The organism is Bacteroidia bacterium (genome assembly GCA_026932145.1).
In the GTDB taxonomy this organism is placed as follows: Bacteria; Bacteroidota; Bacteroidia; order J057; family JAIXKT01; genus JAIXKT01.
The window spans coordinates 169,832-191,135 of sequence record JAIXKT010000001.1; the positions used below are offsets into that span (position 1 = coordinate 169,832).

19 protein-coding genes and 1 pseudogene are annotated in these 21,304 nt (G+C 37.5%); 5 read left to right on the plus strand and 15 right to left on the minus strand.

Annotated features, from left to right (window positions below; genetic code table 11):
• Nucleotides 1-31: 31 nt before the first annotated feature.
• The 11 genes from LC115_00705 to LC115_00755 all read right to left on the minus strand — a co-directional run bounded on the left by LC115_00705 (nucleotide 32) and on the right by LC115_00755 (nucleotide 12,674).
• Entirely contained in the window at nucleotides 32-772 is a 741-nt protein-coding gene (locus tag LC115_00705) for a PepSY domain-containing protein (protein MCZ2355200.1), read from the minus strand.
• The gene (locus LC115_00710) at nucleotides 772-1,551 is read right to left on the minus strand and encodes a DUF4198 domain-containing protein (protein MCZ2355201.1); all 780 of its coding nucleotides are present in this window, start codon (nucleotides 1,549-1,551) and stop codon (nucleotides 772-774) included. The genes LC115_00705 and LC115_00710 overlap by 1 nt, the downstream gene beginning before the upstream one ends.
• Nucleotides 1,552-1,559: 8 nt before the next feature.
• Nucleotides 1,560-3,812: a TonB-dependent receptor gene (locus tag LC115_00715; GenBank protein ID MCZ2355202.1), complete on the minus strand. Its 2,253-nt coding sequence runs from the start codon at nucleotides 3,810-3,812 to the stop codon at nucleotides 1,560-1,562.
• Between the two features lie 91 nt (nucleotides 3,813-3,903).
• Nucleotides 3,904-4,584, minus strand: coding sequence for a response regulator transcription factor (locus LC115_00720; GenBank protein MCZ2355203.1), 681 nt, complete (start codon nucleotides 4,582-4,584; stop codon nucleotides 3,904-3,906).
• Between the two features lie 172 nt (nucleotides 4,585-4,756).
• A complete protein-coding gene (locus LC115_00725) occupies nucleotides 4,757-5,407 on the minus strand; it encodes a queuosine precursor transporter (protein MCZ2355204.1) in 651 nt (216 codons plus the stop codon).
• Nucleotides 5,408-5,445: 38 nt separating this feature from the next.
• Nucleotides 5,446-6,015, minus strand: coding sequence for a hypothetical protein (locus LC115_00730; protein MCZ2355205.1), 570 nt, complete (start codon nucleotides 6,013-6,015; stop codon nucleotides 5,446-5,448).
• Nucleotides 6,012-7,112 (minus strand): glycosyltransferase, encoded by a 1,101-nt coding sequence (locus LC115_00735; GenBank protein ID MCZ2355206.1) that lies wholly within the window; start codon nucleotides 7,110-7,112, stop codon nucleotides 6,012-6,014. The genes LC115_00730 and LC115_00735 overlap by 4 nt, the downstream gene beginning before the upstream one ends.
• Nucleotides 7,113-7,179: 67 nt before the next feature.
• Nucleotides 7,180-8,022 carry a hypothetical protein gene (locus LC115_00740; GenBank protein MCZ2355207.1) on the minus strand — a complete coding sequence of 281 codons (843 nt, stop codon included), beginning with the start codon at nucleotides 8,020-8,022 and terminating at the stop codon, nucleotides 7,180-7,182.
• 29 nt (nucleotides 8,023-8,051) lie between these two features.
• Nucleotides 8,052-11,243 carry a PAS domain S-box protein gene (locus LC115_00745; GenBank protein MCZ2355208.1) on the minus strand — a complete coding sequence of 1,064 codons (3,192 nt, stop codon included), beginning with the start codon at nucleotides 11,241-11,243 and terminating at the stop codon, nucleotides 8,052-8,054.
• Nucleotides 11,243-11,824 (minus strand): chemotaxis protein CheB, encoded by a 582-nt coding sequence (locus LC115_00750; protein MCZ2355209.1) that lies wholly within the window; start codon nucleotides 11,822-11,824, stop codon nucleotides 11,243-11,245. The genes LC115_00745 and LC115_00750 overlap by 1 nt, the downstream gene beginning before the upstream one ends.
• A 4-nt stretch (nucleotides 11,825-11,828) precedes the next feature.
• The gene (locus tag LC115_00755) at nucleotides 11,829-12,674 is read right to left on the minus strand and encodes a protein-glutamate O-methyltransferase CheR (GenBank protein ID MCZ2355210.1); all 846 of its coding nucleotides are present in this window, start codon (nucleotides 12,672-12,674) and stop codon (nucleotides 11,829-11,831) included.
• 660 nt (nucleotides 12,675-13,334) lie between these two features.
• On the opposite strand from LC115_00755, the pseudogene LC115_00760 reads away from it, so the two are divergent.
• The 5 genes and pseudogenes from LC115_00760 to LC115_00780 all read left to right on the plus strand — a co-directional run bounded on the left by LC115_00760 (nucleotide 13,335) and on the right by LC115_00780 (nucleotide 17,372).
• Nucleotides 13,335-13,676 (plus strand): annotated as a pseudogene (locus LC115_00760) (FKBP-type peptidyl-prolyl cis-trans isomerase).
• Nucleotides 13,677-13,683: 7 nt separating this feature from the next.
• Nucleotides 13,684-14,763, plus strand: a complete 1,080-nt coding sequence (locus tag LC115_00765; GenBank protein ID MCZ2355211.1) for a branched-chain amino acid aminotransferase — start codon at nucleotides 13,684-13,686, stop codon at nucleotides 14,761-14,763.
• A 37-nt stretch (nucleotides 14,764-14,800) separates the two neighbouring features.
• The gene (gene ndk / locus LC115_00770; protein ID MCZ2355212.1) at nucleotides 14,801-15,220 is read left to right on the plus strand and encodes a nucleoside-diphosphate kinase; all 420 of its coding nucleotides are present in this window, start codon (nucleotides 14,801-14,803) and stop codon (nucleotides 15,218-15,220) included.
• 73 nt (nucleotides 15,221-15,293) lie between these two features.
• Nucleotides 15,294-15,815 carry a hemerythrin domain-containing protein gene (locus tag LC115_00775; GenBank protein ID MCZ2355213.1) on the plus strand — a complete coding sequence of 174 codons (522 nt, stop codon included), beginning with the start codon at nucleotides 15,294-15,296 and terminating at the stop codon, nucleotides 15,813-15,815.
• A gap of 18 nt (nucleotides 15,816-15,833) precedes the next feature.
• Nucleotides 15,834-17,372, plus strand: coding sequence for an OmpA family protein (locus LC115_00780; protein ID MCZ2355214.1), 1,539 nt, complete (start codon nucleotides 15,834-15,836; stop codon nucleotides 17,370-17,372).
• A 122-nt stretch (nucleotides 17,373-17,494) separates the two neighbouring features.
• On the opposite strand, the gene LC115_00785 is transcribed toward LC115_00780, so the two are convergent.
• The 4 genes from LC115_00785 to LC115_00800 form a co-directional block, all read right to left on the minus strand.
• Nucleotides 17,495-18,298: a 5'-nucleotidase, lipoprotein e(P4) family gene (locus LC115_00785; GenBank protein MCZ2355215.1), complete on the minus strand. Its 804-nt coding sequence runs from the start codon at nucleotides 18,296-18,298 to the stop codon at nucleotides 17,495-17,497.
• Between the two features lie 6 nt (nucleotides 18,299-18,304).
• Nucleotides 18,305-18,976 (minus strand): MgtC/SapB family protein, encoded by a 672-nt coding sequence (locus LC115_00790; protein MCZ2355216.1) that lies wholly within the window; start codon nucleotides 18,974-18,976, stop codon nucleotides 18,305-18,307.
• 152 nt (nucleotides 18,977-19,128) lie between these two features.
• Nucleotides 19,129-20,103, minus strand: coding sequence for a porphobilinogen synthase (gene hemB / locus LC115_00795; protein ID MCZ2355217.1), 975 nt, complete (start codon nucleotides 20,101-20,103; stop codon nucleotides 19,129-19,131).
• 51 nt (nucleotides 20,104-20,154) lie between these two features.
• Complete coding sequence (locus LC115_00800; protein MCZ2355218.1) at nucleotides 20,155-21,120, minus strand: radical SAM protein; 966 nt, start codon at nucleotides 21,118-21,120, stop codon at nucleotides 20,155-20,157.
• Nucleotides 21,121-21,304 lie beyond the last annotated feature (184 nt).

Below are 21,304 nucleotides of genomic sequence, written 5' to 3' on the forward strand. Positions count from 1 at the left end.
ACTATTTTTCTGAAATAAAAAGAGGCAAAAATTAATTTTGCCTCTTTGGTATTAGGGTGTTCTTCCTCCAAAAGTTCCTGAAATATCTCTTTTTTCGCAGCCACCAGAGAAATCCGGATAGTACAATAAGCGTTAGCCCGATTCCGACAAAACTCAGATTAAACTGCCGCATATCCCAAAAATCAAATTCGTGTAATTTAATCATCCAGATGCCGTATTTCAGATTATCGTCTATTTCTTCTTCTATATCTCCATTAAATTTATCAATGTAAATTTTGGTGTGAAGTGCGTCATTATATTCCGCTACATACACAGGTCTGTTTTTTTTACCTTTTCTGGTGCGGTAGCTATCGTCAGAATAAATTTGAGAAAGCTCAGTACCTATCGCTACGTATTGATTAGCAATAGATAGGGCTAATTCTTTTGAAAGCGGACTTTCTATATTTCCATTTTCTGCATTAATTAAAACTGGAGGTTTACCTTTTGATTTAACGTCATAAAAGAGTTTTCCTACTTCGGCTTTTAACTTTATCTCTGTAATAGAAACCGTATCTATAGATTGTCTTTTTAAGATACTAAAAATGCTATCAATCTGAATCTTAGGTGATTGTATGTTATTTTTATGGACTTGGTTTTTTACCTTTTTATAGTCTTCTTTCCAGAAAAATTTAGGATTGGCTCTAAAAAATCCAGAAACTGCAGAAATTAGAATAAGCGGGAGAAAGACAAGGCCAATGTATTGGTGTATTTTACCTGAGCTAAATTTACGCATTATTTGCTTACGTTGATTGTCAATACGGCTCTGTGTCTGATAAACTCAAAGAATTTTTCCTTATATGTTCCGGGAGCATCTTCGGGATAAACCCAGTCAATTACGTATTGTCCTTCCCATAACGGGGTAAAGGTGCAAAGCCCGTTAGCATCAGCGTCAATTTCTTTTGACCATCCGTTGGGTGCATATGCAAATATTTTTCCGCCTTTGATGGGTTTCTTTTTAAAGTAGGAATAAAAGTTTACTGGCTGATTGGCCACAAAGGTATTGCGTTTTGCGGTACTAAAATCCGGAATTAAGTCTAAATCAAAGTAGGGAGCGATAGCTGTTTCTTGTGTTGTTTCTGTATTTGAACTACTTACGCACAATACAAACTCACGTGCATAGAACATCGGTTTTACAATCCCTAATTGATATTTTCTTAAATCCATCACTTTAGCAACGCTGTTGCTTGTCAATATCTGATAAAGTCCGGTTTCTTCAGGTATAAACTTTGCGGAAAAGCGGTCATTTTGTTTCGTCAGTTGCAGTTCTTTTTCTACACTTTTGGGAGTAATACAAACGGTTTTTAGTCCGTCCATTTCATCTAAGCGTCCGCCGGCAACTTCTTTTTGGTTAGCATTAACTTCTCCGAAAAATATATTAACTGGATATTCTTTGCCTATTGTTGCTGTTCCTGCTGTTTCTATCCAGATAAAATGGGCTGATACGATAAGATAGCCGGCTACTAAGGCAGGGAATACCAATAGGATTTTCAAAAATCGTGTTAGGTTGTTCATTTTAGGTATTAAAAATTAATTTTTACGCCGAGCAATAGGTTTCTGCCCGGTGAGGGGATTATTCCGTTCCAAGATGCCCATCTCAAGGTAAAGTATTTTGCATCCAATACGTTGTTTAGGTTTAGATACACTCCCCAATGTTTTCGGCTATAGTTTATGGTTGCATTCACCACATTATAGGCAGGTACAGCCCCACTTTTTCCGTCTAAGGTTCCATCTTCGGTATTTTTAGAGTCGCTATATTGTTTTCCTACATAGTTATCGAAGATATTGATTACTAAATTATGTTTTTCAAATGGGAATTTATATCGGATACCCATTGATAGCATTTGTTGTGGGGCATTGGGTAATATTTTTCCGCTGTCTGTACCTGTGGTGAATGTAGCTTTTTGCACTGCTCCGTTTGCAAAGAAGCTGATACCTTTCCATGCGCCTAACTCTAATTCAGCTTCAACACCTCTATGATAGCTTCCCCCCACATTTTTGTTAATTCCGCTTTCAGAGATTATTTTGTTGGTAAAGTCCATTCTGTAAATAGATGCGTTGAGTGAGAGCCATTCGAGTGGGTCTGTTCTGAATCCTACTTCATAATTCATGGATGTTTCTGGTTTTAAGTCCACTCCTTTGTCAATATTTCCGGGGTTTACGGCTGCATTTAGTGTTGGAGGTTGAAATCCGCGTGAGACGGTTGCATAGACTCGGGAATGGTCAAGCAATTTGTAGATAAGGCCTCCAGAGTAAACAAAGGCTGCTGTATTCATCTTATCTGTTCTGGCATCTATGAAATTACTCCGTTTGTAGCTGATGTTAGAATAACGGATTCCGGGAGCAAAAGTCAAGTTCTTAACGACATTAAATTCATCATAGATATATGCTTCATAAATAAAGCTGGTGTTGATATTGTTTCCGGTTGTTTTACCGGTTCTGGCATCTTGGGTTGCTCCGGCAATGTTGATGTCATCTAAACGATCTGTATGGATACGAAATCCGGCTATTAAGGAATTTTTTCTGCCCAAAACATCTTTGGTAAATTGATAATCAGAGACATTGCCAAGTGCATGAATATCCCTCAAATAACCATTATTTGTTGGGTTTTTGTAGGCGATCCACCAATCCCGTTGAAAATAATTTCCATATAATGAACTGGAAAAGGAATGGTATTTTTTATATATTTTTTTGTAGGAAATAGCTGCACTAAATCGTTTTGAGTAGAATTGGTCGGCGGGGTGTTGGCTTTGTGTCATAGCGGAGTCATATTGGGTTTGGGTTAAGCCTCCAGGTGTTTGTGAGTTTTCGCTAAAACCGTTTAGATAGACCGAGAGTTCGGACGTTGAGTCAATATTTGTACCCAGATTAATCGTAAAATCGTTGATTTCAAATTTACTTCTTTCTCTGAATCCATCTCCTTGTCTGCGTAATCCAGAAACCATATAGTTAAATTTTCCGTTATTTCCGCTTGTTGAGAGTTGTAGGTTTAAGGTGTTAAAACTTCCATAGGAAATGTCTGCTTTTGTTTGTGGGAGGAAAGTTCCTTTTTTGGTGATTAAGTTAATCACGCCGCCCACGGAATAGCCTCCGTATAGAACGGGAGATGCGCCTTTGATGACCTCTATTTTGTCTATATCCTGAACGGGGGTCATGTAATAAGAGGCTGGGTCGCCATAATAAGTCATTCCGATGGGGAACTTTCCGTCCATTAGTACCAATAAGTTTCTGTTTCTCAGCGGGTCAAGGCCACGAAGCCCGATATTGGGTTTTAAACCTCTTCCGTCTTCATCAAGGTAGTTGGTTCCCGGCACTCGGGTTATGATTTGTCCGATGCTTTGCGCGCCGGATTCCTGTATCTGTTTTGAATCAATCATATAAACGGTTCCCGGAATATCTTTAATTTCACCTTTTACACCCGTAGAGGTGATATTTACTTCCCTGAGTGTATGAATTTTTTCGACAAGCATTAATGAGACGTTCGTTGTTTGCCCTGCATTAACGGTAATATTTTGCTTAACCGGTGTAAATTCTGTTCCTGTAACCGTAATTACATACTCGCCTTGTGGGATATTTTTTATTGTAAATTTTCCATTTTCGTCTGTAAATGCGCCGTAGGTAGTATTTTCAAGGTAAACGGATACCAACTCTGCGGGTTTTCCTACTTTATCTTGTACCATTCCCGAGATATTTCCGTTATCTGATTGCGCAAAGGCAGTAGCCGAAATAAGATGCCAAAACGCACCTATAAAAACAATACTTTTTAATAGTTTCATAAAACTCAATTCTTATTTATGTTGTTGTAAAATCAATTCGGCAGCAAAGTTATTATTTAGACTAAATCTAAACAATACCGCGAATAAGGTATTAAATTAGCTGTTCAGGGTTCTGCAAAGCTATGATTCCTTTTTTCATAGCATAAACAATAAGTTCGGATGAACTCCTGATATTGAGTTTGTTGTAAATATTTTTTCTATGTGTAGAAATTGTATGAAAGCTCAAGATTAGTTTTTCTGCAATTTCATGGGTCGTAAATCCTTCTGTGATCAGTTTGATTATTTCTATTTCGCGTTCACTCAGTAGCGGTTCTTGGCACTGTTCACAAACCGAATCGGGAGAACAATAGTGGGTTGTTTTTTCCAAAATAGCATCCATAACTCTGCCGCAGAAAAATTTTTCTTTTTGAGTGGCTGCATAAACCGCACTAATTACCTCATTTTCACTACATTCTTTTAGTAAATAAGAATTTACACCCAGATCTAAAACCTTTAAAACATCTTCTTTTTTAGTATTGGTAGAAATTACCACGATTCTAATATGCGGATATTTTTTTCTGATAAAAGCAATGTCTTCGATAGAAAAATAATTTGGCACATAAAAGTCAATGATAACAATATCCGGCCTTAGTCTTTTCAGCTCTTTGGGTAATTCTGTGTTGTCTTTAGCTTCCCCGCAAATTTGAATGTCTTCTTTTCGGGAAAGAATTGATTTAATTCCCTCTCGTGTAAGCGTATGCGCGTCTGCTACCAGAATTTTTGCTTTCAGCATTATAGAAATCCCTATTTGGATTTAGAATAATTCTAATTCACAAAATAATAGCTTTATTTTGTTAGTACAAATACTTAATTTGAGGTATTTTTTATTTTTTGAGTTGTGGATCAGAAATCATGATAAAAAGATTGGCAAGAAAGTTCTATCGTTAGCAATCGTTTTCAGTATATCACATTTTTTTGTCATCCAAATAAGCGTGGATTAAAAAATGCCCTGCATAAATGAGGGGAGTGAGCAAAATTGCTATTATTAGTTTACAGGTGTAGCCGCTTATCCCGATTTGCCAAAACTCAGCTAAGGTTATTTTGCCAGGTAAATAAAAGCCAATGGCTAATACAATAAAACTATCAATAAGCTGGGAGATAATTGTGGAACCTGTAGCCCGTAGCCAAATGTGTTTATCTTGTGTTTTGGATTTAAAAAACGTAAAAACTACTACATCTAAAAGTTGGGATGTCAAAAAAGCAATAATACTGCCAAAGATTATCCACATAGATTGCCCGAATACTTGCTGAAAGGCTTCGTCTGATACCGGCGAAAAAGAAACGGCCTGAATCTGAACTCCAAGGTATAAAACTATAAATACATATAAAATCAGGGACGCAGTTAGTACGGTGATTTTACGAACTCCTTCTTTTCCAAAGTATTCATTGATCAAATCGGTAGTCAAAAAGACTATTGGCCAAGGTAAAATACCAAGGCTCAACGTAATTCCGGCTACCTGTATCAGTTTTCCGCCAATCATTTCGGCTACAAGTGCATTGGTAATAAAGATACCTGAAAGCACTAAAAATACTACACTTCGCTTATCTGAAAGCATTTTGGGGCTTGTTAGCTACCGGTTATGTAAAGTGATTTTTACAAACGGCTTAGTAAATCTGATTTTTTTTCTTCAAATTCTAATAAAGATAGCTTTCCATCCTGAAATTTTTGGTTTAGCAGATCTATCGTTTTCATCACCTCATCACGGATTTCTAACCACTGAACAGCCTCTTTGCTATACTGGGAATAATCAGCCTTAACCTCTACCGAAACTTCTTTGGGGGTATTGGATATTTCATCAAATACGTTGATGAGTAGCGCAGCAACTTGCTCATTGTCTAAATCCAAAATATGATTTACAATGCTACCTCCCTGATTAACAGCTATCTGCAAGGTATCTTTTTGGTTTAAAATAATACTTTTTAAGTCTTCTAATTTAAAACTACCTTTACCGTAATAGCATTCTGTGTGGGTAAGAATCAGATATTTTTTAGATAAAAAACTGCCATATTCTAAGACGGCTACTACATCAGATGGGGAAGCGATTTTGGTATTGCCCATTAGAGCCATACCAATTTTTGTGGCGGGTAAATTTGGGCGTATGTAAAATCCAAGCCGGTTATCATCGGGAAATTTTCGCTGTATAACTTCTGTATATTGCTTCATAGTTTTCTTCCTTTCCAATCAATTTTTCCGGGTAAAATAAAATATAGCGGTAAAAAGATTGCACTAAATAATCCGTAAAGATAGTAAAACGGAATGTACCTAAGTAAGTTTTGTTGCCGAACAATCATTGCATTTTTGGTTAGCCAAGCTACTTCGGCAGCAATTTTCATAATTAATATAGTGATAGTAAATGAATTGAGGTATAGAAGCAAGATGATTAGGCTGGCAATATTACTTAGAACAAACAATACTATTAGGACGTGGGCATACCATGGGGCTGCTAAGCCGCCGGTGAGCCAGCGTTTGCGCTGGCGAAACCACGTTGATAAGTCCTTAGCCGGTGCTGAAATATTGGTACTTGCAGTATTAAACACTATCCCGTGCCGAAATCCATGCTTTAAAATGGCACTAAACAGCAAAAAATCTTCCGTTATTGAAAAAGGCAACTTCTCGTAGCCGCCTGTTTTCTGGTAAGCAGCTCTTGAAAAACCCATGTTATTTCCAATTGCAGTAATTGGAATATTTCTATCCGCAAAAAACTTTAAAAAACTGGCCGAAAATAGCCAATCTAAACCTTGTAGTTTGGCAAAAAAGCTCCTTCCGTTTACAATAGTGATTCCGGAAACCACCCCAAGCTGCTGTTTTTGCATGGCATTAACCAACTCCACCGCCCAGTTTGGATTATGTACAATATCTGCATCTGTAACTAAATAATAATCTGCATCCGGAACAGCCTGAATTAGCTGGGCTAAAACATTTTGTTTTGCATAAATTCCGGGTAGGTTTTTATTTATGATAAGATATTTCGCATTCGTTTGTCGAGAACAAAACTCCCGAATAAGATTTCCTGAATCGTCTTCGGAATGGTCATTTCCAAACCATATTTCAAAGTTATGGGTAGGGGGAATGAGTTCCCGAAGGGACTGAAATAATACCGGTAAATTTTCAGATTCATTTCTAACGGCAATTAAGATTGCTACTTTTTGTGAAATAGAAAGCTGCTCAGAATGATTATTGGGAGAGGCTTTCTGAAGCCCAAAAAGGATGCTCAGAATAACCCCAAAAAGGATTATTAAAAACGATAATAAAATTAACATCACAATTTTCTATTATGTAAATAGCTTATTAATAGTATCTTAAATCTATTCTTAGTAAAATACAGTATTAAGCAAAAGTACTGCTTAAAAATCTACATAACGGTAAAACAAGCGGAATTACCAATAAAGCATCTGCAAGCTGTGTTTCAGGAAAAAGTGAGTGTAAAACAGGTTTTTGGTGAAGCCCGTAAAATCCCAAGCAAATAAAGACACAACAGATTGATGGCCAAAAACTTACTGATGATAACAATAGCCAAAATAATCCGGTTATTCCAATCAGGTATTTTAAAATCACCTTAGTGTCAATATCTTTTTCAAATCCATGCTGAATATCATAGTTGATTTGGGTATTGGCACAGATTAATACATTGATTAAGGCAATTAAGACATACCCTATCATGGGAAATGCCCATTTTTTGAAGTCTATTTTTTGTCCCTGAGTATGTAAAAACATAGCCATCGTTCCCCAAAGCCCTAAAACGTATCCCATAGAAATTCCTACGGCTTTAAGCCAAAAGCTAATGGCTATTTTCCGTAAAAAAATGTATCTGATAAAATACCAAACGGCAATGGCAGCAACTCCGGCTATTCCCACCAAAAACACCTGCTTGGGTAGATAGAATATACAAAATACTAATATTCCGGCTACGATACTTATCCATAACAACATGATAGTTGGGTATTCTTTAAAAATTCTATGCCGGAAGGACAAAGTTTGCGGGTCTTTGGCACGACGAGCATCAGCCCAATGGTCAATGCTATAGATAAGTTCTGTTGAAGCTGCTGCTGCTATCCAAAAGTAAATAGGGAAAGATACTGAAAACCAATAAGAAACAAAAGTAATGGTAGCCAACACAGAGCATATTACCCAGCCATTAATTCCGCTCCAGAAGTAGGCAATATGTTTCATGATTTTAAGGTTGCCATGGTTGTATTTTTTTAAAACCGTACACCTATTAAGGCTACGTCATCTACTTGATTGTTATCTCCTTTCCATTCTTCAAAGGCTTTTTCAAAAAGTCTATTTTGTTCGGCTATACTTTTATGTTGGTTTCTGATAATAATTTCTCGAAACCGTTTTGAGGTCAGTTTTTTATTTCGTGGTCCACCGAATTGGTCCACATAGCCGTCAGAGAATAGATACATACAATCTCCTTTTTCGATATTAAGCAGATGCTGTTCAAAAGTACGTATTCCTTCTGATTCTATACCGCCGATAGAGAGTTTCGTACCTTTGATTTCAATAATATCATATTGATGCCACCAATAAAGCGGGCGGTTTGCTCCGGCAAATTTTATTTCCCACCGGAGGCTGTCTATAACTATTAGGCAAACGTCCATTCCGTCTTTGGATTGGCTGGCGGCATTATCTCGGCGGAGTGCTTCTTTTACTCCTCTATCTAACTCAGAGAGTATTTTTGCCGGTTCGGTAATACCTCTTTCTTTTACAATCTGATTTAGTAATGAATAACCGATTAAGCTCATAAACGCCCCGGGTACGCCATGGCCGGTACAATCTACAACCGCTAAAAATGTTTTATTTTCTTGTTGGGTAAACCAATAAAAGTCTCCGCTTACAATATCTTTGGGGCGGTAAAATATAAAGTATTGGTTTAGGCCATGGTCTAACAGTCTGGAATCCGGCAAAATAGACTCTTGTATTCGTTTTGCATACTCGATACTTTCGGTGATGTCTTTATTTTTCTCCTCAATTTGTGCTTTTTGTATTAAAACTTCTAAGTTGATTTGCTCTAATTTTTGATTTTGGGCTATAATTCGTTGTTCATATAGCTTCATTTCGGTGATGTCGTGTGCAACGATTAAGACAGTTTCAATAACGTTATCTAAGTTAAATTCTGGGATCACTTCGAGTTGCATTATCCGGTCTCCTATATTGGAGGGAAATACTATTTCGATGCGGTCTTTTTCTCTACTTTTTTGAACGTCGTTGATGATTTTTTCAAATGCATCAATTACTGGGAATGAAAATCCCACGTTGTGGAGTGTGTTTTTGATGAAATAATCCGGTTCTTGAGCGGTATATTTTTCGATAGAAGGGTTTACGTATAAGAATCGAAAATGAATATCTAATCGGATGATAAGGTCTGGTGAGTTTTCGGATAGCGATTGGAATTGGAGTTTACGTCTGGCATTGAGGTCTGCCCGCCTACGCTCTGTAACATCACGTGTGTTGGTAACGATGCCTTCAATACTGGGGTCATGGAGTAGATTTTTGCCTACTGTTTCCAACCATGTTAATGAGCCATTTTTTTTGCGATAACGAAATTCTATGGTTGTGGGGTTAGCTGGGTCAGAGAGTAGCTTCTGAAACATTCCTTTGAGCTTTGGAATATCTTCATGATATACGTTTCTGAATTCTGTTTCGCCAAGGAGTTCATAGGGTTGGTAGCCTAATATGGCTTCTATGGACGGGCTTTCATATAAAACTTTGCCTTCTTTATTAAAGATAGTGATTACTTCGGAGGCATTTTCAAGCAGTCTTTGGATTTTTTCTTCACTTTTGGCAAGGTCTGAGGCTGTTTGGTTCAGCCTATCCATTTGTGCCGCCAACTTAGTGTTGCTTTCGGTTAATTCTAATTGAGTGGCAAGCATTATTTTTGCATTTTTCTCTAACTCTTCTGTTTTTAGGCTAAGCTGCTTGCTGAGATCTTGGGATTGATTGAGTAATTTTAAGGTATTGTCGTTGGTTTTCGTAGTAGAAATCACCAAAGCCACAGATTCCCCTACTTTTTTGATAAAGTCAATTTCATCTTCTTTGAATAGGTCAAAAGAGATGAGTTCAATAACTCCTTGTAGGTTATCATTAGAAACGAGCGGTACTAAGAGCAATGTATTCGGGGTAGCTTCGTTCAGGCCGGTAGATAACGTTGCATAATTTTCGGGAATTTTGGTGAGATAGATAATTTCAAGTTCGCGGGCGCACTGCCCTACCAGGCCTGCACCAATCGGAAAAGAACGTTGAGTCAGTTTGTTTCTATCTCCGGCAAAGCTGCTCACCATATTCAGGGTTGGCTCGTTTGGGTTATCAGATTCAACCAAAAATATAGCTCCTTGGCTGGTATTTAAGTATCGAGCTAAATTAGAAATGACCTCATCACATAATGAATTAAGGTCAATTCTTTGGCGTAATATTTCTGCAAATTTAGCATAACCTACGTTGTACCAATTTCTTCTTTCCTCTCGCTGTTGAATCTGGAGTAGTCGCTGGCGCATATTGATAAGTGCTATTCCCAGCGTATCTTCGTCGCCTAAGCGATTAAATCCTGCACCGAAATTCCCCTGCCCAATTTTGATAGCGAAGTCTGTGTAGCGTTTTAGGTTGTCAGTAACTAAGTTTATAGAAACAGCAATTTCTCCCAACTCACCGTCCCCTATCTGGAGCTGGATGTTTGGAATATCCCCTAAAGCCATCTGAGCAAGTTGGTCACGTATTTCAAAAACAGGAGCTATAAATATCCGTATTAAGTAAAAACCAAGCCCTAACATCGTTAGGGCAATCAGAACTACTCCTATAAAAATCAACTCATTGAAATAAAATGAATTAAATCTAAATTCATCGAACTTATCTTTAACTTCTGTATCTGACTTGGCCAAGCTGGCTTGGGTAATTCTTCTGATTTCTTCTACTATCGGGATAATTTTTTCATACAAAATTTGAATACTTTGGTTAAAAGCTGTTGAATCTTTAAAGGATTCTGTACCGGATAAGCGATTTTGAATGTGGTGAAAGTTAGTTTCAAACTGAGTAAGGCGTTTGGAAAGTAACTTTAGTTCTGATTTCTGTAATGGATCTTTGGTTATTTGTTCTAAATCATTTAATTGAACTCTAATTGTGGAAAATGCTGGTGATAATTTTAATTTTTGGGTTTGGTATGTATCACTATCTTTTAAAATCATCCAGCTATTAATATCATTGATAGCAGACTCAATTAGGGTTTTGGTCTGTATCATTAAATTTTTGGTTTTTAGCTCTTGTTGCTCTATTAGCAAGAGATTAGACGTGTTTTGGTTAAAGAAATACAGCCCTATAACAGAAAGCATCGCAAAGAAAAACATAATCAATGCTAAGCTTACATACAATTTGTAGGTTAATGAGAGCGATTTCAGCATCAGTGTAGTCGTTTCAGGAGTTCTATGATTTCTGCTGTTTTGAGCACATGGTCAATCTCGGTAGCTTGTAAGGCAGCTTTAGGCATAGTAGGCATAGCGCAGTCGCTGGGATCTTGCACAATCGTTAGCCCCCCCCTCCTTTTAATGGTAGCCATCCCTTCTGCTCCATCTTTATTAGCTCCAGAAAGTAAAATAGCCAAAGAATCCTTTCCATAGACATCAGCTACTGATTCAAATAAAACATCAATAGACGGGCGAGAAAATTGCACCAATTCGGTAGTAGATAGGGAGCAATTTCCCGGAAAATCTACTAATAAATGATAATTTGCCGGTGCGAGATAAGCAATACCCGGTCGAATTATCTCTTTATCATAGGGTTCTACTACCTCCATAGATGCTTTTAACATTAAAGCCTCCTGAAATCCCTCTCTTTTATCTTTTAGTCGGTGAAGTCCCATCAAAATTGGCAAGCGATAATTAGTAGGTAATTGCTGCAAGATAGCATTAATTATCGAAAAACTTCCTGCTGAGCCGCCAATCGCAATGATACGATACCGAAACTTGTTCAATACCGGCAACATCAGGTTAAGGTCTTACTTTGCGATAAATCTTCTCTATATCATTTATTACCTCATATTTATCAGCAATTTTACACCAAATCATGGATTCTTTAGAGCCTAATGCCAATAAACCACTGGGAAATAAACTATGATGCAGCAATTCAAATACTCTATTTTGTAATACCTGATTAAAATAAATCAATACATTTCTACATAAAATTAAGTCAAATTTATAAAAATGGCTATCTACCGCTAAATCATGATGTTTAAATTTCACCTGCTTAATTAGCTCAGGGTTAAATTGCACTTCTGTATCTACAATCTGGTAGTAGTCGGATAGTCTTTTGGTGGGCTGGGTTGCTAAATAATTAGATTCTGCCAATGCTAACGACCTAATAGAAATTTTTGCGCTGGATGCCTTTCTCAAAACATTTTGGTTTATGTCTGTAGCATATACTTTTGCTTGTTGCAAAATCCCCAATTCTTTCATTAATATTGCTAAAGATAGCACTTCTTCGCCTGTAGAGCAAGCTGCATGCCATACATTAAAACTTGGTTTTTGTGCTAATTCCGGCAATATCTGGGTACGAAGTACCCGAAAAAAACTCGGATCTCTAAACATTTCGGTTGTGTTTACCGTAATATCCATCACAAATTGCTCGAAAAAATGTGCATCATGGATAACCTTTTGAAGTAACGCATCAAATGATTTGATATGATACTTTTTAATTACAGAAAGAATTCTTCGCTTGAATGAAGAAAGTGCATAGTTCTCAAAGTCAAATCCGTACTTCGTATGGATAACGTCCGTTAAACGTTTAATATCAGAGAGTTCAAAATCAAAATCTGGTTCGTTTGGCTTAACAAGCATGGATACTGATGGCAAATATATTTCTAACAATTTTGGTGGCTAAAAGATTATTATTCTTTTAAAATTTAATGACAAAATTACTGCGAGTTGGCAAACTTACAAGTTCTAAAAGCCAAAAATAACAATTTAATATAAACTACTATAAAAGCGTATAACAGAAGTTTATGGGTATTAAATTTACGATTTTTTAATTACTTGAAAGGCGTAATTTTATGATTTTGAACCAAGTATTCTTGGCAGCAGCCAAAATTACAAAATAAAATAAACATTTGGCTAAGTTATTTTTTTGTGTAGTTTTGCTTTGTTAATTATTGTAAATTTTACATGAAAGTATTTATTGTAAGCATTTTATGCACCTTTGGAATAGTTTCCCTACTACAAGCACAGTGCCCATCTTGCCCCGAAATCGGCAAGAAAGCAGATTTCTGTTTTGACCATAAATCTTTTCCGTCTAAATGCGCCCAGTTCGTTGATAAAGATTCTGATGTTTACTTTTTTTCCAAACAAGGAGCAAAGGTTCAGAAATTAACTATTCCTGCCAAAACAGATGCAGCGGGGATGTTAGCTGTTGTGAAACAAACTAAGAATAAAATATCTGCCGAAGATATTGTCTTTTTGCACGAAGCTTTTAATGCTTGGTACACCGCCCAAAAGAACCTAGGCTACACCGTAACAACGTCCGGATTGGGTTACAAAATCGCCCAACTTGGGCAAGGCAAAAAACCAGAAGCCGGCAAAAAAGTAAGCGTTCACTATAAAGGTTACTTAGAAAATGGAACCGTTTTTGACAGTTCCTTTGAACGTAACCAGCCTATTGACTTTACATTAGGCGCAGGTCAAGTTATAAAAGGTTGGGACGAAGGTATTCAACTTTTCCCCGTAGGCTCAAAAGGAACACTCCGAATCCCCGCCGAATTAGGCTATGGAAAAAGAGGTGCCGGAAACATGATACCGCCAGACGCAACCTTATTTTTTGACATCGAAGTTATCCATGCTGATTAAATAAATTATGTCTATTATTGAATCCAAAACCGGAAAAGTAATCGTTGAGCGGGTTAGCGAATCCCGCATCAAAGAAGTAGATACTAAAAATGTCTCTTTTGGGAAGCATTTTAGCGATCATATTGCTTGCATAGATTACGCCGAAGGTGCTTGGCACCGCCCACGTATCCAGCCTTATGGCTATATCCCCACATCACCCGCAATTTCAGCAATTCATTATGGCCAAGCTATCTTTGAAGGAATGAAAGCCTATCGAAACAAAGACGGTAAAGTAGTTCTATTCAGACCCTTAGACAATCATAAACGGTTAAATATCTCCGCTTCACGCCTGTGTATGCCGGAAATTCCACAAGACCTCTTTATGGATATGCTGGTTGAACTGATGAAAATTGACAACGAATGGGTACTACCCGGAGAGCAAAACTCCCTGTATATCAGGCCAGTCTATTTTGCTACCGATGAATTTATCGGCGTAAGAGAATCCCTCACCTACCGCCTAATTATTCTTACTTGCCCGGTGAGCATTTACTACACTGACCCAATCAAGGTTATGGTTGCTAATAACTTTGTACGTGCTTATCAAGGAGGCGTAGGCTTTGCCAAAGTAGCCGGAAATTACGCAAACTCTTTGTTAGCTACCCGCGAAGCCAAAGCACTTGGCTACACAAACGTACTTTGGATGGACGCAGAAACCCGAAAGAACATCGAAGAATCCGGAACCATGAACGTATTCTTTGTCATTGACGGAAAGGTAGTTACACCAAGGCTTACCGGAACAATACTTGCCGGAATCACCAGAGACAGCGTGATTACTTTACTAAAAGATGCCAATATTCCGGTAGAAGAACGTGATATTTCTATTGATGAAATCGCCCAAACCTATAAAGACGGAAAACTTCAAGAAGTATTTGGTACCGGAACCGCCGTAGGTATTGCACCCATTATTGCAATCGGGCATGAAGGAAAAGACATGAATCTACCCCCAATGGATTCTTGGAAAATAGCCCCAACTCTGATGAAACAACTAAAAGACATTCGTTTTGGAAACATACCCGATAAATTTTCATGGATTTATCCGGTTGAATAAATTTTAAAAGTATATTTATATTATTATCAAAAAAATCATGTCAGGAAAAAAAACATTAGCCATTATCAAGCCGGATGCCGTTCAGAATGGACATATCGGAAAAATTATTGATCATTTACTCGCTAAGGGGATAAAAATCAATGCGATGAGATTAATGCATTTATCAACAGCGCAAGCTGCTGCCTTTTATGCTGTTCATCGCGAGCGTCCTTTTTTCAACGATTTAGTTGTCTATATGACCAGTGGGCCTTGCATTCCAATGGCCTTAGAGTTAGATAATGCCGTACTCGCTTTCCGCGAAATCATCGGTGCTACAAATCCAGAACAAGCCGCAAACGGCACAATCCGAAAACTCTATGGCCAATCCCTCGAAAAAAATGCTATACACGGTTCTGATTCTGACGAAAACGCTGCCAGAGAAATTAACTTCTTTTTCTCCGGAATAGACCATGTGTAAATTAATACTCAACTTTTTACCTACATCTTAATATCACAATAGTTCCAACAACTCAATAGAATTTCTTTTTATCATGAATAACCCGATTCAAATAATGTATGATGAGCATGACATCATCCTACAATCCTATGAAATCATCCAAAACATTGATAATACTTGGGAAAAAGATCCCGAAAAATATAAATCTGTAGTTACCCAATTACTCACTTTTTTCCGTGAATATGCAGACGGATACCATCACAACAAAGAGGAAACCGTCTTATTTCCAACTATTTATGAGCATCCTGACTTTACCTTGCATGGTATCATTGATGAATTTAATCAGCACCATGAAGATTTTCGGGAATACTCAGCAGAAATCACAGATTCCTTAGCAACCGGAGACTATCCCAGATCTTATAAAGTTTTACGAAAGTATATCAGCGAGCTACGCGACCATATCTCCGCCGAAGGAGATGAACTTTTTGTGTTGGCCGAAAACCTATTAGCTCCTGACGAATTAGAAACTATCTACTTTAAGTTTCAGGATATTGACAGGGATCTGGGAGAAGCCCGAAAACAAGAACTGGCACAAATGTTGAAAGATTTGTATTAAAACCTTATTCTTAAATCTATGAAAATACAATATCTAAAAATAATCACCTGCTGGTTAATGCTGGTGGTTATTTCTCGGGAATCTTATGCTCAGGTCGGTAATATTGAAAACTTAGGCTCGAATGTAAATTCTGCAGACGGAGATAACGGCCCCGTTATCTCCCCAGACGGAAAAGACTTATACTTTTGGAGCACCCGCTCAGGTAGCTATTCCTATGTTTCTCATTTTGTTGATGGAAAATGGACTCCAGCACAAGGTATTGACGATATCATCAAGCTAAAAAACAGGCCGGTAGTCGGTGCTATTTCACCAACCGGAAACGCCCTATTTGTAGCCAACGAATTTTCTGTAAACAGTAACATGAGTATTTCGGTTTATGAAGTAAGTAAATCTATCTCCGGATGGAATGACCCTAAAGAATTAGAAATCAAAAATTTACATAACTATTTTACAAACCAGAGTTCCAAGAAAATCTGTTTAAATCCCAATGGGCAAGTTATGTTTTTTGCATTTTATCCCAAAGGCTCTACCAGTGGTAAAACTGACCTTTTTGTTAGTTTTAGAGAGCCTTCCGGCAGTTGGACAGAGCCGGCAGCACTCCCCTCAAATGTAAATACCGCAACAATGGACGAAATGACTCCTTATTTAGCCGCTGACGGGAAAACATTATATTTTTCCAGAAACACAGAAAGTAATAGTCAGGATTATGATGTTTATTATTGTACCCGTTTAGATGATAGCTATCAAAAGTGGTCTAACCCCAAACGTTTGGAAAGCGAAGTAAATGACGAACGCTGGAATGTGGGCTTCACAATTGATGCTTTAGGAGAATTTGCCTATATAGCTTCCTCCAAAAATCCCTTAAAAGGTTCTTTTACTGATATTATCAGAGTACGCCTCAAAGAATCCGAAAGACCTAACCCCGTTGTGCTGGTTTATGGAAAAGTATTAAACGCCAAAACGAAAGAACCCATAGAAGAATCTTCTATCATTTACCACAATCTAAACACCAAACAACTTGCTGGCTGGGTAACCTCTGAGCCTAAAACCGGTAATTACAAAATAGTGCTCCCTTTTGGGGATTCCTATAGCTTTGAAGCTAAATCCAAAGGATTTATATCTCAATCAGATAATTTAGAACTAACATCAACAGATAAAAAAACAATTTATCGGGAAATAAACCGTGATTTGTATCTATATCCGATTGAAATTGGAACTAAGGTTGTATTAAACAACATATTTTTTGACTTTGGAAAGGCTACCCTTCGTTCGGAATCTAACTTAGAGTTGGACAAATTAGCCAATTATCTAAAAGAAAGCCCATCAATGGAAATCGAAATTTCCGGCCATACAGATAACGTTGGAACAGATGAAGCTAACTTAAAACTTTCTCAAGAAAGAGCAAATGCAGTTGTTAAGTACTTATCAGAACAAGGTATTGGTACAACCCAAATAAAAGCCAAAGGATATGGCAAAAGTAAGCCGATTGCGCCTAATGACACTGACGAAAATCGGCAGAAAAACCGAAGAGTTGAATTTACCATTCTAAAAAAATAAGAAATTCAGGTAAATTTAACTGCGGCTTTTTTAGCAATTCTACTTAGCTTCAGCAAGAAACCCGTACAAATAAGTTGTGGTTCAGAAAAAGAGAGAAACCTCTGAGCCACAGCTTTAAAAAACTAATAGTTTTTTAAAATACTTTTGATAATCGAATCTTTTTGTGTAGGTGTTCGATTGTAGTTATATTGATACAATGCGCCTTCCCAATCACCATAATTTGCATTCGGCAAGATGATGAATTTTTTTCCAAAATCATCTGCTAAACGTCCTACGTTTTGTGCCCGTTCAACGGTTATTTTACGGTCAAATAAATCACTAAAATCCGTAAGATTATCGCCGATGAGTAAAACGATATTGTATATTGCTGCTAATTGCTGCCGCCTTGATTCCTTACTTGATTCTGTTGTTTTTAGAATTAGGTGTTTGTTATCTGCATAAGGAAAGTCAAATTTTTTAAGGTTTTCTAATGTTCCGGTGCGCTCTTTTTCGTCTCTATTACTGAGATAAAAAACTTCTACATTTTTTGAGGCAGCATATTTAAAGAAAGTTAGCGCACCTGCAAGTGTGTCGGCAGCAGCTTGTGAAGTCCAATTAATCCAAGAAGTTGGCTCATAAGTTTTTCCCAATAGTGCCCGATGAACGGAATAAGGGGAATTATCCAAAACAGTTTCATCAATATCTGTGATTATAGCTTTGGGCCGTGTGTCGGTTGGGTTTTCAGTTGCTTGGTCTAAGCGTAATGCTGCAATGTTATATGCTTGAATACACAATGCTTTGTATTCTGCAGCTTGTTGCTGAAAAGCAGAAGTAAAAAGTCGCCCGCCGGCAGTTAAATCATTAGCTCCGGTTGTTACATTGTTTAGGTTTTTCTGTGTAGCACAAGAGCAAAGTGTTACTACAATGAGTAGGTATTTTTTTATCATAGAAAATTATTGATTCCAAGTAATTTCTTTAACAAATGGTTCTTTTTCGAACTCACTTATAATATTGTCAAATGTTGATTTATCAACGTGGTCAAACTGAATTAGATAAGTAAATTTTTCTTTACTTTTAGTCATTGTATAGCTATTGATTTTTAAGTCTTTTTGGTTTGATAAGGTTTGTAATAGGTTTGAGCAATCGGCATTAGCGTCAGTAACGATTTTTAGGCTTTGGTGGGTAAATTTTGCGGCAAGCATTTTTTCAAGTGGTTGTAATGCCCATAAGATAATTAAAGCGATGAAGGTAGTTGCACCTGCGGCAAAGTACAATCCGCCACCTGTTGCAAGCCCTATTGCGGCAACTGTCCACAACCCCGCTGCTGTTGTTAAGCCCCGAACAGTTCCTTGTTTCAAAAACAAAATAGATCCTGCTCCTATAAATCCTATTCCGCTAATCACTTGCGCTGCTATTCTTGAAGGGTCAAGATTTATGTGGTTAGTTTCTAATACATCATAAAACCCAAAGGCCGAAACTATCATCACTAAACAAGAGCCAACACAAACCAGCATGTGTGTTCTTAGGCCGGCTGCCCAATTTTTTCGCTCCCTTTCTAAGCCAATTAAAGCCCCTAAAAAAGCCGCTAATGATAAACGAATTAATGTTTCATTCCAAGCAATCATTTCTGAATTCAGTTACAATTTATTAAAGAATGACGAAACAGCTATAAACGATGATTTTTAGATTATAGATGAAGTTATGTGTTTTTTTGCAATGATGTTTTTAACGAAAAACAGGTCTTTTATGTATTCTGAATTATTAACGAAGTTTTTTGTTAATGGATTTTAGAGGCATATTCTTTGGCAAAGTAGGTGATTATGATGTCTGCTCCTGCTCTGCGGATGCTTAGTAAAACTTCTACCATAGCTTTATCGTTATCGAGCCAGCCTTTTTTGGCTGCGGCTTTTATCATGGCGTATTCGCCGCTTACGTTGTAGGCAACTATCGGTATGTTAAAGTTTTCTTTAAAATCTCTGATAACGTCTAAGTAAGCGAGGGCAGGTTTTACCATTAGAAAGTCAGCACCTTCCTGAAAGTCGAGGTTTCCTTCTATTAAGGCTTCGCGGCGGTTCGCCGGATTCATTTGGTATGTTTTTTTGTTTCCTTTTTTAGGTGCAGAATCGAGGGCATCCCGAAAGGGGCCATAGAAAGCGCTGGCATATTTTGCGGTGTAAGCCATAATACCGGTTTTATGAAACCCTTGCTTATCAAGTTCTTTTCGGATATAGCCAATTCTTCCGTCCATCATATCCGAAGGGCCAATTATATCAGCACCGGCTTGGGCTTGTGCCACAGCCATGTTGGCTAAAATCGGTAAGGTTTTGTCATTCACAATTTCATCTTCTTCAACCAAGCCGTCATGCCCGTCAGAGCTATAAGGGTCCATTGCCACATCTGTGATAATACATAGTTCAGGGAAATACTGTTTGATTTTTCGGATAGATTCTAAATAAAAGCAATCTGATTGATAGCTGTAAGTAGCATTTGTATCTTTGAGATTATCTGGAACGGCAGGAAAAAGGATAAAGGAATGTATTCCATGCAGAACGCAGGCTTCTATTTCTTCCAGCGCACTGTCAATAGAGAGCCTAAAAATACCGGGCATAGAATCTACCATAACCCGCTGATTTTCACCCGGTAGTAAAAACAAGGGATAAACCAATTGTTCTTTGATTAAATAGGTTTCCTGTGTGAGTTCACGAATTGCTGCGGTATTTCGGTTCCGGCGCGGCCTACGAATTATTTCCATTTTGGGGTAAAATTGCCTCAAAATTATTGGTTTTTAAGATAGAATTCATTTTTAATAAACCCATTTTTCTAAGGAATATTTAATCGTAGCGGGCAGTGCTTCCCAAAAATAGCGGCTTATTTGCGTAGCAAAACTGGGTTGCATATAGCAGTTTATCGTGCAGCCTTCACAACCCTGTAGTCTTCCTTCTAATTTGATAGCAGCTTGAACCTCCGGTTGATGATATAAATCATATAAATTTCCGGTTATGGGAAAACTTTGATGCGTTAGATGGTAGCAAGGCAGTAAGAGTGCGTTTTCCGGAGATATAACGATAGTGGTAGAAGCTGCCCTGCAAATTGGGGCGTTAATTTTGTTTCCGCCATTTTCCCGTAAAGTTAAAAAGGCTTCGTTTAGATAAACACCGGATTTTTTAGCCCACGGACGTAGCTCCTGTACGATAGATTGGGTCAAATCTTCTCCAACCGAATTGTATTCAAAAACCGGATTAAGAATTAATATCAAACCATTTTTTTGGCTAATGTGATGATACACTTCCGGCAAATGCCGGATAGATTGATTTGTTACTGTAAATAAAATATCCGGTTGCTCCCCTAAACTCCGTGCAATTTGGATACTTTCCATAAAATGGTCAAAACAAGCTACGCCACGTGAAGCATTATGCTCTTCCCGAATAGGAGAATCTAACGAAAAATGCAGCATATCTACTAAGCCTCGCAAACGCTGTGCGTACTTTGGATATAGCAATGTATTGGTCGTAACGGTAGTAATAAACCCAAGTTTTTTAGCAAGGGATAAAAACTCGGGAAGCTGCCTATGCAATAACGGCTCTCCACCTGTAAAATCTATGACTTTCACACCTAAGCGCTTTAAATCACGGAGGTTTTCTTTTACAGAAGTTTCGGTAGCATACGGCGAAGGCTTCTCCCAAATATCACAAAAATGACACTTGGCATTGCAACGATACGTTAGATAATAGTTACACAAAACCGGAGAACGAACAAGCACAAAAGCCATATTCAAACTTAAACAAAAGAGAGAATGAAAAAATTACACATTCAAACCCAAAAACTATAAATACTTAAAAACCAGTGCTAAAAATCTGACTACCATAATCTTAAATATGTTTTCCCGAAATAAATTTTCTATCAAAATATTCCTAAAATTTGAACTTAACTTTGGGTTATATTTGTAATTACAT

Excerpts from the sequence above, each read along its gene's own strand:
- LC115_00705 (MCZ2355200.1), bottom strand. The coding sequence starts at position 772 with ATGCGTAAATTTAGCTCAGGTAAAATACACCAATACATTGGCCTTGTC.
- LC115_00710 (MCZ2355201.1), bottom strand. The coding sequence starts at position 1,551 with ATGAACAACCTAACACGATTTTTGAAAATCCTATTGGTATTCCCTGCC.
- LC115_00715 (MCZ2355202.1), bottom strand. The coding sequence starts at position 3,812 with ATGAAACTATTAAAAAGTATTGTTTTTATAGGTGCGTTTTGGCATCTT.
- LC115_00720 (MCZ2355203.1), bottom strand. The coding sequence starts at position 4,584 with ATGCTGAAAGCAAAAATTCTGGTAGCAGACGCGCATACGCTTACACGA.
- LC115_00725 (MCZ2355204.1), bottom strand. The coding sequence starts at position 5,407 with ATGCTTTCAGATAAGCGAAGTGTAGTATTTTTAGTGCTTTCAGGTATC.
- LC115_00730 (MCZ2355205.1), bottom strand. The coding sequence starts at position 6,015 with ATGAAGCAATATACAGAAGTTATACAGCGAAAATTTCCCGATGATAAC.
- LC115_00735 (MCZ2355206.1), bottom strand. The coding sequence starts at position 7,112 with ATGTTAATTTTATTATCGTTTTTAATAATCCTTTTTGGGGTTATTCTG.
- LC115_00740 (MCZ2355207.1), bottom strand. The coding sequence starts at position 8,022 with ATGAAACATATTGCCTACTTCTGGAGCGGAATTAATGGCTGGGTAATA.
- LC115_00745 (MCZ2355208.1), bottom strand. The coding sequence starts at position 11,243 with ATGCTGAAATCGCTCTCATTAACCTACAAATTGTATGTAAGCTTAGCA.
- LC115_00750 (MCZ2355209.1), bottom strand. The coding sequence starts at position 11,824 with ATGTTGCCGGTATTGAACAAGTTTCGGTATCGTATCATTGCGATTGGC.
- LC115_00755 (MCZ2355210.1), bottom strand. The coding sequence starts at position 12,674 with ATGCTTGTTAAGCCAAACGAACCAGATTTTGATTTTGAACTCTCTGAT.
- LC115_00765 (MCZ2355211.1), top strand. The coding sequence starts at position 13,684 with ATGTCTATTATTGAATCCAAAACCGGAAAAGTAATCGTTGAGCGGGTT.
- ndk (MCZ2355212.1), top strand. The coding sequence starts at position 14,801 with ATGTCAGGAAAAAAAACATTAGCCATTATCAAGCCGGATGCCGTTCAG.
- LC115_00775 (MCZ2355213.1), top strand. The coding sequence starts at position 15,294 with ATGAATAACCCGATTCAAATAATGTATGATGAGCATGACATCATCCTA.
- LC115_00780 (MCZ2355214.1), top strand. The coding sequence starts at position 15,834 with ATGAAAATACAATATCTAAAAATAATCACCTGCTGGTTAATGCTGGTG.
- LC115_00785 (MCZ2355215.1), bottom strand. The coding sequence starts at position 18,298 with ATGATAAAAAAATACCTACTCATTGTAGTAACACTTTGCTCTTGTGCT.
- LC115_00790 (MCZ2355216.1), bottom strand. The coding sequence starts at position 18,976 with ATGATTGCTTGGAATGAAACATTAATTCGTTTATCATTAGCGGCTTTT.
- hemB (MCZ2355217.1), bottom strand. The coding sequence starts at position 20,103 with ATGGAAATAATTCGTAGGCCGCGCCGGAACCGAAATACCGCAGCAATT.
- LC115_00800 (MCZ2355218.1), bottom strand. The coding sequence starts at position 21,120 with ATGGCTTTTGTGCTTGTTCGTTCTCCGGTTTTGTGTAACTATTATCTA.